This is a genomic window from Rhizobium sp. PEPV16, assembly GCF_008919455.1.
In the GTDB taxonomy this organism is placed as follows: Bacteria; Pseudomonadota; Alphaproteobacteria; order Rhizobiales; family Rhizobiaceae; genus Rhizobium; species Rhizobium leguminosarum_Q.
Genome location: NZ_VSZV01000199.1, coordinates 1 through 12,352, shown reverse-complemented (window position 1 = coordinate 12,352; position 12,352 = coordinate 1). Strand labels below are relative to the sequence as shown.

The 12,352-nt window shown below is 62.1% G+C and carries 11 protein-coding genes and 2 pseudogenes; 9 read left to right on the top strand and 4 right to left on the bottom strand.

Annotated elements, in window-relative coordinates; translation table 11 throughout:
- Positions 1-100 precede the first annotated feature (100 nt).
- From FY112_RS05585 to FY112_RS05550, 8 genes and pseudogenes are all read left to right on the top strand, one after another.
- Complete coding sequence (locus FY112_RS05585) at positions 101-580, top strand: GNAT family N-acetyltransferase (RefSeq protein ID WP_151517924.1); 480 nt, start codon at positions 101-103, stop codon at positions 578-580.
- A gap of 24 nt (positions 581-604) precedes the next feature.
- A complete protein-coding gene (locus FY112_RS05580) occupies positions 605-1,627 on the top strand; it encodes a glycoside hydrolase family 3 N-terminal domain-containing protein (RefSeq protein WP_151517923.1) in 1,023 nt (340 codons plus the stop codon).
- Positions 1,628-1,670: 43 nt separating this feature from the next.
- A pseudogene (locus FY112_RS05575) lies at positions 1,671-3,317 on the top strand (ABC transporter substrate-binding protein).
- 55 nt (positions 3,318-3,372) lie between these two features.
- Positions 3,373-4,350, top strand: coding sequence for an ABC transporter permease (locus FY112_RS05570; RefSeq protein WP_151517922.1), 978 nt, complete (start codon positions 3,373-3,375; stop codon positions 4,348-4,350).
- A 1-nt stretch (position 4,351) separates the two neighbouring features.
- Positions 4,352-5,226, top strand: a pseudogene (locus FY112_RS05565) (ABC transporter permease).
- Positions 5,223-6,026 carry an ABC transporter ATP-binding protein gene (locus FY112_RS05560; protein WP_151517921.1) on the top strand — a complete coding sequence of 268 codons (804 nt, stop codon included), beginning with the start codon at positions 5,223-5,225 and terminating at the stop codon, positions 6,024-6,026. Before FY112_RS05565 ends, FY112_RS05560 begins: the two are co-directional and overlap by 4 nt.
- On the top strand, positions 6,023-6,922 hold the full coding sequence (locus FY112_RS05555; RefSeq protein WP_151517920.1) for an ABC transporter ATP-binding protein: 900 nt from the start codon (positions 6,023-6,025) through the stop codon (positions 6,920-6,922). The genes FY112_RS05560 and FY112_RS05555 overlap by 4 nt, the downstream gene beginning before the upstream one ends.
- 70 nt (positions 6,923-6,992) lie before the next feature.
- Complete coding sequence (locus tag FY112_RS05550) at positions 6,993-7,673, top strand: hypothetical protein (RefSeq protein WP_151517919.1); 681 nt, start codon at positions 6,993-6,995, stop codon at positions 7,671-7,673.
- Positions 7,674-7,676: 3 nt separating this feature from the next.
- Here FY112_RS05550 and FY112_RS05545 read toward each other — a convergent pair whose 3' ends face one another.
- From FY112_RS05545 to FY112_RS05535, 3 genes are all read right to left on the bottom strand, one after another.
- Positions 7,677-8,468: an aldolase/citrate lyase family protein gene (locus FY112_RS05545; protein WP_151517918.1), complete on the bottom strand. Its 792-nt coding sequence runs from the start codon at positions 8,466-8,468 to the stop codon at positions 7,677-7,679.
- A 100-nt stretch (positions 8,469-8,568) separates the two neighbouring features.
- The gene (locus tag FY112_RS05540; RefSeq protein ID WP_065283761.1) at positions 8,569-8,772 is read right to left on the bottom strand and encodes a hypothetical protein; all 204 of its coding nucleotides are present in this window, start codon (positions 8,770-8,772) and stop codon (positions 8,569-8,571) included.
- 113 nt (positions 8,773-8,885) lie between these two features.
- Positions 8,886-9,788, bottom strand: coding sequence for a LysR family transcriptional regulator (locus FY112_RS05535; protein WP_151517917.1), 903 nt, complete (start codon positions 9,786-9,788; stop codon positions 8,886-8,888).
- A 143-nt stretch (positions 9,789-9,931) separates the two neighbouring features.
- Here FY112_RS05535 and betC point away from each other — a divergent pair, with 143 nt between their 5' ends.
- The gene (betC, locus tag FY112_RS05530) at positions 9,932-11,440 is read left to right on the top strand and encodes a choline-sulfatase (RefSeq protein WP_094088651.1); all 1,509 of its coding nucleotides are present in this window, start codon (positions 9,932-9,934) and stop codon (positions 11,438-11,440) included.
- 136 nt (positions 11,441-11,576) lie between these two features.
- Here betC and FY112_RS05525 read toward each other — a convergent pair.
- Positions 11,577-12,352: TIM barrel protein (locus tag FY112_RS05525; protein WP_151517916.1), on the bottom strand; the 776-nt coding region annotated here is incomplete at its 5' end.

Below are 12,352 nucleotides of genomic sequence, written 5' to 3'. Positions count from 1 at the left end.
CGTTTGAAAAACCCAGTTGACAAGCCGGGCCGGATAGCGAAGTCTATGACACTAAAAGGGGATATATTCCGCAGTAAGGGAATAACTGGAGGAGTGACAGGTGCCAGACCTGCTTGTGAGCCTATATTCCACAGAGCTCGCCGACCTGAAACGCAAGGCCGAGGACGTCGGCGCCTCCATCCGTCCGGCCCTCCCCCCGGAACTGCATCTTATCGTCAGCTGGGTTCGCGAAAGGTTCAGCGAGAACTGGGCGAGCGAAGTCGCCGTCGCCTTTTCCCGCCAGCCCGTTGCCTGCGTGATCGCCGTTGAAGCAGGCAAGCTGCTCGGCTTTGCCTGCTATGACACAACGGCGCGCGGCTTCTTCGGCCCGACCGGCGTCGATCCCGACGCCCGCGGCAAGGGCATCGGGCTCGCCCTCTTTTCCGCCTGCCTTCAGGCCATGAAGACGCTCGGTCACGCCTATGCCTTCATCGGCGATGCCGGGCCGGTCGATTTCTACGCCAGGACCGCAGGCGCAATCGTCATCCCCGCCCCCGACAAGGGCATCTACGAAGGCATGCTGAGAAGCACGCCGAAATGATCATCTGATACCGGAGCACCAGAATTGTCCTCGACCCCGCTCGCCCTTTTCGTCGGCCTTCCGAATCCCACTATTTCGGATGACGAATTCGCCCTCTTTCGCGAAACCAATCCGCTCGGTCTGTTCGTCGGCCGGCGCAATCAGCGCGAGCCGGAGCAGACGAGGCGCCTGATCGAGCGCTTCCGCGAAGCCGTCGGCCGCGACGACGCGCCTGTCTTCACCGACCAGGAAGGCGGCCGCGTTCAGCATCTCGATGCCGGCCCCTGGCCGCTCTTCCGCAGTTTCGGCCAGTTCGCCGAACTTGCACGCCGCGATTTCGATCTCGGCAAAAAAGCACTGCGCCTTTCCTCCCAGGCCATGGGCGCGATGATGACGGAACTCGGCCTTTCCAGCGGCTGCTCGCCCGTTCTCGATCTCGTCTTCGAGACGACGAGCGCGGTCATCGGCGCCCGCTCCTTCGGCCCAGATCCCGATTTCATCGCTGCCCTCGGCCGCGAGGTGGTCGATGGCCTGCTCGAGACCGGCAACATGCCCGTGATCAAGCATATTCCCGGCCATGGCCGCGCGACGCTCGACTCCCACAAGGAGCGTCCGGTCGTCGACGCCAGCCGCGAGACGCTCACCGCGACCGATTTCAAGCCCTTCGTGGCGCTGAAGGATACGCCCTGGGCGATGGTCGCCCATGTCGTCTACTCGGCCTATGACGCGGAGCTCCCGGCGTCCGTCTCGCCGATCATGCACGACGTGATCCGCAAGGATATGGGCTATGACGGTGTGCTGATTTCCGACTGCATCTTCATGGAGTCGCTCTCGGGCACCCTTCCTGAACGCGTCAAACAGGTGCTCGACGCGGGCTTCGACATCGCGCTCCACAGCCATGGCGACATTCCGGAAAGCGAAGCCGCCGCCAGGGCCGCCCGCCCGCTGACGGAAGCCGCCCTGCAGCGGATCGCCGCCAGCAAGGCCCGCCTCGGCAATCTCAAGATCGATGTCCGCGCCGCCCATGCTGATGTCGAAGACATGTTTGCAAGCGCGCTGGTCTCCTGACCGGCACCTCATCTCTCACCGCATAAGAAAAGGGGAATAAAATATGAAGAAATATCTTCTTGCAGCCGCAGCACTCACCCTGCTTTCCGGATCCGCCATGGCGCAAACGGTGCTGACGGCGAATATCGAACCGGCGACGACCTGGGTTCGCAACTTCAACCCGTTCAACCAGACCTCGGCGCGCCAGTCGACGCTCGATTTCATCTACGAGCCGCTGGTCGTCTTCAACCGCTTCGACAGCAACAAGCCGGTCTATCGCCTGGCCGAAAGCTTCAAGCTCTCTGATGATCTGAAGAGCATCGAATTCAAGCTGCGCACCGACCTGAAATGGTCTGACGGCAAGCCGCTGACGGCAGCCGACGTCAAGTTCACCTATGATTACCTGAAGAAATTCCCTGCGCTCGACTTCGTCAGCATCTGGACCTTCGTCACGGACGTACAAGCCGTCGATGCTCAGACGGTGCGCTTCACCCTCGCCAATCCGAGCTCGCTTGCCGCCGAGCAGATCTCGCAGCTGCCGATCGTTCCCGAACATGTCTGGAAGGATGTCGCCGATCCCGTCACCTTCGCCAATGAGAATCCGGTCGGCAGCGGCCCGCTGACCGAGGTGCCGCGCTTCACCGGCCAGACCTACGACCAGTGCCGCAACCCGCACTATTGGGACAATGCCCATCTGAAGGTCGATTGCATGCGCTTCCCGCAGCTTGCCGACAACAACCAGATCCTGACGGCAACGGCCGACGGCACGCTCGACTGGGGCGTCTCCTTCATTCCCGATATCGACAACGTCTATGTTTCCAAGGATCCGGCGCACTTCCATTACTGGTATTAGCCAAGCAGCATGGTCGCCTTTCTGTTCAACTTGGAAACGGCGAACGAGAACAACAAGAAGGCCTTCAACGACCCGAAATTCCGCCGTGCCGTCGGCATGGCGCTCGACCGCAAGACGATGATCGACGTCGCCGGCTACGGCTATCCGACGCTGAACGAAGACCCCGGCCTGATGGGCGAGCTCTACAAGAGCTGGGCGGACCCGTCCGTCAAGGCCGACTTTGGCAAGTTCGCAACCTATGACGCCGATGCGGCCAAGGCGCTGCTCGACGAGGCAGGCTACAAGGACAAGGACGGCGACGGCTTCCGCGACACTCCCGACGGCAGCAAGATCTCCTTCTCCATCATTGTCCCGAATTCCTGGACGGATTGGGTCGACACAGTCAACATCGCCGTGGAAGGCATGCAGGCCGTCGGCATCGACGCCAAGATCGAAACGCCGGAGGAAGCCGTCTGGACCGGCAACCTCATCAACGGCACCTTCGATGCGGCGATCAACAGCCTGCCGGCATCGGCTTCGCCCTATTACCCCTATAAGCGCGCCTTCAGCGCCTCGGACAAGGGCAAGACCCGCTTCACCGCGCAGCGCTGGTTCAATCCGGAGGTCGAAAAACTCGTCACCGAGTTCACTCATACCGCCGATCTTGCCAAGCAGAAGGACGCGATGAGCAAGGCGCAGCGCATCGTCGCTGAAAACCTGCCGATGATTCCCGTGTTCAACAATCCGAACTGGTATCAGTACAACACCAAGCGCTTCACCGGCTGGTCGACCAAGGAAAACCCCTTCGTCAATCCGTCGATCTCCCGGACCAACCCGGCACGCCTGCTGAACCTGCTGGCCCTCGAGCCGGTCAAGTAAGCATCGCAATCCTCGGGAGCGGCGTAAAGCGCCGCTCCGTCACGACGGAGTCCTCATGGCTTTCCTGCTTCGCCGCCTCGTCTTCTACATGGCAGCCTTCATCGCGGCAGCGACAATCAATTTCTTCCTGCCTCGTCTGATGCCGGGCGATCCCGTGCAGATCATGTTTTCGAGTGCCGGCACCGAATTGCCACCGGAAAGCCTGCAGGCGCTGAAGCTCACCTTCGGCTTCGTCGACGGTCCGCTCTGGCAGCAGTACCTCACCTATCTCGGCAGCATCTTCACCGGCGATCTCGGCCGCTCGATCAAATATTTTCCGCTGCCGGTCACCTCGGTGCTCGGCCATGCCCTTGTCTGGACCGTCGGCCTGATGGGCACGGCGACGATCGTCAGCTTCGCGCTCGGCACCTTCCTCGGCGTCGTCGCCGCCTGGCGCCGCGGCAGCAAGTTCGATGTCATCGTCTCCGTCGGGGCGATCTTCGCGACCTCGGTGCCGGCCGTCGTCACCTCGCTGATCGTGCTCTTCGTCTTCGGCTTCACGCTCGGCTGGTTTCCGAATGGTTATGCCGCCGACCCATCGCTCGATCCGGCCTTCAGCCTGCAATATATAGGTAGCCTCGCCTATCACGGCATCCTGCCGATGGTGACGCTCTGCACCGTGCTGATCGGCGGCTTCACCGTCACCATGCGCAACAACATGATCAACCTGCTTGGCGAGGACTATATCGTCATGGCCCGCGCCAAGGGCCTTTCCGACCGGCATGTGATGCTCTGGTACGCAGCCCGCAACGCCCTATTGCCAACTGTCTCCAGCCTTGCCATCGCCATCGGCACGATCCTCGGCGGCTCGCTGGTGACGGAGGTCGTCTATAATTACCCCGGCCTCGGCAACATTCTCTACCAGGCGATCCTCGCCCGCGATTACCCCGTCATCCAGGGCCAGTTGCTCATCATGACCGCAACCATGTTGATCGCCAATTTTATCGTCGACGTCAGCTATGTGCTGCTCGACCCGCGGCTGAAGGAAGCGTGAGATGAGGACCCTGCTTCGAAACCGCAAGGCGCTCGTCGGTCTCGTCATCATCGCCTTCATCGTCCTCGTCGCGATCGCAGCGCCCCTGCTGACGCAGTACGATCCCGCCGCCCGCACCGGGCGGCCGCACCAGCCGCCATCGCTCGACCATATCCTCGGCACCACCCGCATCGGCCAGGATGTCTTTGCCCGGCTGATCTACGGCGCCCGTACTTCGCTTGCCGTCGGCTTCGGCGCCGGCCTGCTGATCACCCTTGTCGGCACCGCACTCGGCATCATCTCCGGCTATCGCGGCGGCAAGACCGACGAGATCATCAGCTTCTTCACCAATATGGTGCTGGTCGTTCCCAACCTGCCGCTGCTGCTTGTGCTTGCAGCCTTCATCGGCCAGGCAAGCCCCCTCGTCATCGCCCTCATCCTCGGCGCCACCTCCTGGGCCTGGGGCGCACGCGTCACCCGCGCCGAAACGCTCTCCGTCAAACAGAAGGATTTCGTCAAATCGGCCGAGATGATGGGCGAGCCGCAATGGCGCATCATGACATTCGAGATCTTTCCCAACGTGATTTCAATCGTCGGCATCAATTTCATCGGCAGCGTCATCTTCGCGATCATCACCGAGGCAACGCTGGAATTCCTCGGCGTGATCCCCGAGCGATTTCCTGGGGCACCATGCTCTATAATGCTCAGAAGGCCTCGGCCCTTTCGGTCGGCGCCTGGTGGGATATCCTCACCCCCTGCTTCGCACTCGCCTTCCTCGGCATCGGCATGTCGCTCTTGAACTTCGCCGTCGACGAGATCGCCAATCCGCGGCTGCGCACCGGCAATCATCTGAAGCGCTGGTCACTACTCGTCCGCTCTGGGGAGGGCCGCCTGTGACGCAGCCGCTGCTCTCGGTGAGGAACCTTACCATCGACTATATCGGCGAGGAGAAGGATTTCCGCGCCGTCAGCGATGTCAGCTTCGATGTCGCGCCCGGCGAGGTCTTCGGCCTTGCCGGCGAATCCGGCTGCGGCAAGAGCACAATCGCTTTTGCCATCAGCCGCCTGCACAAGCCGCCGGCGCTGATCCGCAAGGAGAGCCGCATACTGCTCGACGGCCGCGACGTGCTCGGCCTCGACCGGCAGGCGCTCAACGCATTCCGCTGGCGCGATGTCGCCATGGTGTTCCAGAGCGCCATGAACTCGCTGAACCCGGTGCTGCGCATCGAAACGCAATTCTACGACATGCTGCGCACTCACAAGAACATGAGCCGTGCCGCAGCCCGCGAGCGCACCGCCGAGATGCTGACGCTCGTCGATATCGCGCCGGATCGCATGCGCGACTATCCGCACCAGTTCTCCGGCGGCATGCGCCAGCGCATCGTCATCGCCATCTGCATGGCGCTCGATCCGAAGCTCGTCGTCATGGACGAGCCGACGACGGCGCTCGACGTCGTCGTCCAGCGCGAGATCCTGCAGCGCATCAACGAATTGCGCCGCAGCTTCGGCTTTTCCGTGCTGTTCATCACCCATGATCTCGGGCTGATGGTGCAATTCTGCGACCGCATCGGCATCATGCTATCAGGCCAATTGGTGGAGCAGAACACCGCCGAGGCGATCTACAGGACGCCCAAGCATGACTACACGAAAAAGCTCTGGGCCTCCTTCCCCTCGCTGCATGGAGGAGTGCTGCTATGACAGACGCTATTCTCGCGCTCGACCAGGTGACCAAGACTTTCGGCCATGGTTCCGGGGCCGTGCATGCGGCGCGCGCCATCTCGTTTTCGCTGCATGCCGGCCGGGCGCTGGCGCTGGTTGGCGAATCCGGCAGCGGCAAGACCACCTGCGCCCGCATGGCGATGCGCGAATATCTGCCGACATCCGGCCGGATTCTCTACAAGGGCCGGCCTGTCGAGGCGGCGAAATCCGCTGAGATCGCCCGCTACCGCCGCTCGGTGCAGATGATCTTCCAGGATCCCTTCGCCTCGCTGAACCCGGCCCACACCATCGCCCATCATCTCCGGCGGCCACTCAAACTGCACCGCCCTGAGATCAAGGGGGCCGAGATCGACGCCGCGATCCGTGAACTTCTGCGGCGCGTCAGGCTCGATCCCGATCTCGTCGCGCCGAAATATCCGCACGAGCTTTCCGGCGGCCAGCGCCAGCGCATCAACATCGCGCGCGCCTTGGCCGTCAAGCCGGAAGTGATCGTCGCCGACGAACCGACCTCGATGCTCGACGTCTCCGTGCGCCTCGGCGTGCTGAACCTGTTGAACGAGATGAAGCAGGAGATGAATCTCGGCCTGCTCTATATCACCCATGACATCGCCACCGCCCGTTATGTCGCCGAGGACATCGCCGTGATGTATGCCGGCCAGATCGTCGAATGGGGCAGCGTCGTCAAGGTGATCGACAATCCTCTACATCCCTATACAAGGCTGCTGCTCTCGGCCGTGCCCGATCCCGAAGTCCGGTTCGACGACCCGAAGGCCCGGCTAAGGCCCGACGAGGTGGAGGACATCCGCCGCCGTTCGGCCGTGCCGCAGGACGACATCGTCGAATTCGAGCAGGATCATTTCATGCGGATGATCTGAGGCCGGCTTGCTGGCCTCATCTGGCGCCCCATGCTAGGGGACGGTCTCTTTCAGATGAGGCGATACCGTCATGCTGCCCTGGATCCAGCTCGATTCCGCGACCATTCCCGGTGAAAACGGCGAATTGCGGCTGAAGCGGCGCGGCAGCGAGTTTTCGATCATGCTCGGCGCCAACGAGCTGATGAACAGCCGCCTCAGCGGCTCGGAGGAGGCGCTGGCGACCCTTTCCTGGGATCGGATCAAAACGCATCCGAAGCCAAGGATCTTGATCGGCGGGCTCGGCATGGGCTTTACCCTCCGCGCCGCTCTCGCCGTCCTCCCGGAAGATGCCGGCGTCACCGTCGCGGAGCTGGTGCCGGCCGTGGTCGCCTGGGCACGCGGGCCGATGGCCGAGGTCTTCAAGGGCTGTCTCGACGACCCGCGCGTCGGTATCCACCAGGGCGATGTCGGCGAGGCGATCCGTTCCGGTAAAGGCGCCTATGACGCCATCCTGCTCGATGTCGATAATGGCCCTGATGGCCTGACCCGCAAATCCAACGACCGGCTCTACGATTTTGCCGGCCTTCGCGCCGCCGGCGACGCGTTGCGCCCCGGCGGCGTGCTCGCCGTCTGGTCGTCCGGTCCGGACCCCGATTTCACGCGACGTCTCAAGGGCTGCGGTTTTGCCGTCGACGCGGTCAACACGCGCGCCAACGGCAAACGCGGTGGCGCCCGCCACGTCATCTGGCTGGCCGTCAAGCCAGTGAAATGACGTTCAAGCAGAAGCGATCCTGCGGGCGGCATTGATGGCGCGGCGGGCTCCGGAGCGCAGCTGCGCTGTCTCGGCACCGGCAATGACCAGATCGAAGCCGAACTTCAGCAGTTCACCGGCCCGCTCGCCGTCGCCGGCGAAGGCGCAGGCGAATTTGCCGTGGGCGCGGCAGCGCGAAACCGCATGCTGCATGGCGCTGTCGATCTCGGCGGCGTTCGGCGCCACCTGATCGCCGTTCGACAGCGCGATCGAAAGGTCGGAAGGGCCGATGAAGATGCCATCGATGCCGGCAACGCCGAGAATGTCGTCGATCGCCTCGAGTGCCGCCCGGGTTTCGATCATGGCGATGGCGACGGTGAGCGCGTTGGCGTTCTTCAGATAATCATCGGCCGACAGGCCTGTGTGGTTCAGCGCCAGCGACGGTCCCCAGCTGCGTTCGCCGAGAGGCGGGTATTTGGTGGTCTTGACGAGGGCTTGCGCGTCCTCGGCCGAATTGATCATCGGCGCGATGATGCCGGAGGCTCCGGCATCGAGCAGGCGCGAGCCGGAAGCGAAATCGCCGACCGGTATGCGCGCCAGCGCCGGCTTGCCGGCAAGCCGCACCTGGGCGACGGCGTTCGCTGCCGAGGGCATATCCCACATGCCGTGCTGCATATCCAGCACGATGGTGTCGAAAGCCTCCTGTGCCAGGTGGTTGGCGAGCGTGGCGTCGGGAATACCTATCCAGGCGGAGATCATGCCGCCTCGGTGCTGTCTGATCCGGTCCGCAAAGCCGTCGATTTCAGCTGCGCTCATGCCATTCTCCTCAATTCGACAGGCCGTTAGCTGCCAGATATTTCTGCTCGAGGAACTCTTGAATATCGAATTCCCTCAAAGCCATGCACGGGTTGCCGGCTCATCCCTTCCGGCGCAGCCGTGAAATAATGACCGTTACGGCAATCCCCGCCGCAGCCATGATGCTCCCCCAGAGAATCCAGATGCTTTGGTTGATCATGAAACTGGATGCGGGATAGGGAAAATAACCGCTTCCCTGGGCGATCCAAATCAGCCCCAGGAGGATCATGAGCAGTCCAACGACGTATCCGACGGTTCGCGACATGCTTCGGCCCTTCCCTATGAATCGATGCCACAATGTCGATCGGCATCGGTCATGACAAGGCTTCTCTCCTGAGAGCGCACATATTCCGATGCGATGACGCGGCGGTCCGAATGTCAGGTCCTCGCGACTTCATCCACCAACCACGTGCTGAGCCTCTCGCTGTGAATATTGGCCGATCGCGGCGGTATCAGCCAGTAACCGCGGTCGCGTGCCTCGAGCGACGGCCCGGCTTCCACCAGCATATGCGTGGAGAGAAGTGTATCGACTAGCCCCATCCAGCCAATCGCCACACCCTGCTCGCTGAGAGCGGCCTGGACGACCAGCGAGTAGGTGTTGAAGCTGACATCACCGCGGCCGGCATGGAGATCGCGAGTAACCGAGAATTCGGCAAGATAACTTCGCCAGTCGAACCAGGGCGATGGCATCGGCGAGTCGAGATGGATCAGGATCGCCTTGGCAAGCTGGCGCGGATCGTCGAACGGGCCGTTGCGATCGAGAAAGCCTCGCGTGCAGACGGGCACGACCTTTTCCTGCAGCAGAAGTGATCCGACGGCACCGAATTCCGCCTTTGTGCCGAAAACCACCGCCACATCTGCGTCGTCACGAAAGCCGGGCTCGAGCCGCTGCGTCGCGACGATCTGTATATCCGTTTCCGGATGAAGCCGGCGAAAGCCGTGCATGCGCGGGATCAGCCAAAGCGCTGAAAAGGCATAGTCGGTTCTCAATCTAACGACCGGCCTTTGAGCCTCGGTGCGGAAACTGCGCGCCAGGGCATCGATGTCACCAACCGTCTTGGCGGCGACCTGGAAAAGCCGCTCGCCCTCCGCGGTCAACTCGACGCCGCGGTGCTGGCGGCGCAGCAGGGCGACGCCGAACTGCTCTTCCAGCCGCCGAATCTGATAACTGACGGCAGGCTGCGTAAGGCCGAGAACTGCCGCCGCGGCCGAAAAGCTGCCGAGCCTTGCAACCTCAGCGAAGATGCGCATCCATCCCAGCTCAGGCCGGCGATCTGGCATAAAAATCCCTTTTGGCAAACATCAAAAAAAGCCATCTTTACAAGGAGGACGATAGTGGTTTTGATAAGATCTGCAAATAGCAGTGGGCGCCTCCTTCCAGCAAGATCGTCCCCAGCCTTTGAGACCACAGGAGACAATTTCACATGGCGCGTCCGAATATCCTCATCCTGATGGTCGATCAGTTGAATGGCACTTTCTTTCCCGATGGCCCTGCCGATTTTCTGCATGCGCCGCATCTGAAATCATTGGCGGAGCGTTCCGTACGTTTCACCAACGCCTATACGGCAAGCCCGCTCTGCGCACCGGCGCGGGCCTCCTTCATGTCCGGACAGTTGCCAAGCCGAACCCGCGTCTATGATAATGCGGCGGAATTTGCCTCTGACATTCCGACCTATGCGCATCATCTGCGCGCTGCCGGATACCAGACCGCACTTTCCGGCAAGATGCATTTCGTCGGCCCCGACCAGTTGCATGGCTTCGAGGAGCGGCTGACGACGGACATCTACCCGGCCGACTTCGGCTGGACGCCCGACTACAGCAAGCCCGGCGAGCGCATAGACTGGTGGTATCACAATCTGGGTTCGGTCACCGGCGCCGGGATTGCCGAGATCACCAACCAGATGGAGTATGACGACGAGGTCGCCTATCACTCCGCCCGCAAGCTGTTCGATCTGTCACGCGGTCATGACGAGCGCCCCTGGTGCCTGACCGTCAGCTTCACCCATCCGCACGACCCCTATGTCGCGCGCCGCAAATTCTGGGATCTTTATGAGGATTGCCCGGCACTTGACCCGGCGGTTGCTCCGATTGCCTTCGAGCGACAGGACCCGCACTCGCAGCGTCTGATGAAAGCCTGCGATCACGACGCTTTCAGCATCAGCGATGAGCAGATCAGGCGGGCAAGGCGCGGCTATTTCGCCAATATCTCCTATGTCGACGAGAAGATCGGCGACATTCTCGGCGTCCTCGAACGGAGCCGCATGGCCGAAAACACAATCATCCTCTTTGCGTCCGACCATGGCGACATGCTCGGCGATCGCGGCCTCTGGTTCAAGATGAACTTCTTCGAAGGATCGGCCCGCGTTCCGCTGATGATCGCAGCACCCGGCTGGAAGCCAAGACGGATCGACCAGCCTGTCTCCACCCTCGACGTGACGCCGACGCTGGCGGGTCTTGCCGGGATCGATATCGCCTCGCTGAAGCCATGGACCGAGGGCGAGGATCTCGCAGCGCTTGCCGAAGGCACCGGAAGCCGCAGCCCGGTGCCGATGGAATATGCCGCAGAGGGTTCCGAGGCGCCGCTCGTCTGTATCCGGGACGGACGATACAAGCTCTCGCTCTGCGAGAAGGACCCGCCGATGCTGTTTAATCTCGAGGCCGATCCGCAGGAGCTCGACAATCTGGCGGCCGACCCGGCGCATGCCGAGATCTTGGCAAGGCTTGTCGAACAGGCTGGCCGGCGCTGGAACCTTTCCGCTTTCGACGCAGCCGTGCGCGAAAGCCAGGCGCGGCGCTGGGTGGTCTATGCGGCGCTGCGCAATGGGGCCTATTATCCATGGGACTATCAGCCGCTGCAGAAAGCCTCTGAGCGCTATATGCGCAACCACATGGATCTGAACGTGCTGGAGGAAAACCAAAGGTTCCCGCGCTAGAACAGGATGATTTTAGGCCGGGTCGGCCTAAAATCTGAATCCTGTTCTACATTATATAGTTAGAGCATGATGTCGTCCGAAAACCGCTCACACTTTTCGGCATCATACTCTAGGAATGAGCGAGAAGTGCTTCTGATTAAGCCGTCTTGCGCGCCGGCGCCTCGCGCAGGAAATCCTCGATGAATGCCTTTTGCAGCAGGATGCCGTCCCATTCGTCAGGGAAGAAGGGCGAGTCGTAGATCAGCGTGAAGGGGCCGTCGTAACCGGCTCTCTTGCACATCTCCAGGCACGTGCGGTAATCCTCGGCATCTAGGCCGGCAACGCCGTAATCGGCCTTGGCATGGCAGATTTCCGCCCGGCCCATGATATCGGCAAGGCCTTCATATTTGGCTGGCGCCGCCCAGTTGCCGAGGTCGCCGTTGAGGCCGACCTTGCCGTCCAGACGGTCGAGCAGCCAGTTCATCTCGACCGGCGATGGCAGCAGGTCGAACCAGTTCTCGACGACGACGCGCACGCCGCTGCCTTCAGCCTTTCCGGCCAGCCAGTTCAGATGGCGGGCAGCGCGGGCAAGGTTTTCCTCCGTCGGCTTCTGCTTGCCGGCAATGACGCGCATCCTCTCAGCCCCGAGGGCTGCGGCGATGTCGATCCACTGCGCCATCCATTTGACGTCGCGTTCAGCCGTCTCCGGATGGCTCGGATCGCCATCCTCGACGAGCAACGTCTGGAACAGCACCTTCGAGGCCGCCATCGCGCCACGCAAGTCGTTTATATAGCCGGCGTCGAGGCTCGGCAAATGGAAGGAACAGACCTCCAGCCGGTTGATGCCGCGCGCCGAGAGCGCCGCCGGCACGTCGATCAGCGCTGCGGCACCGGGTCCGTAGGGCTCTTTCGGCGCAGCGCTTTTGTCGGGAT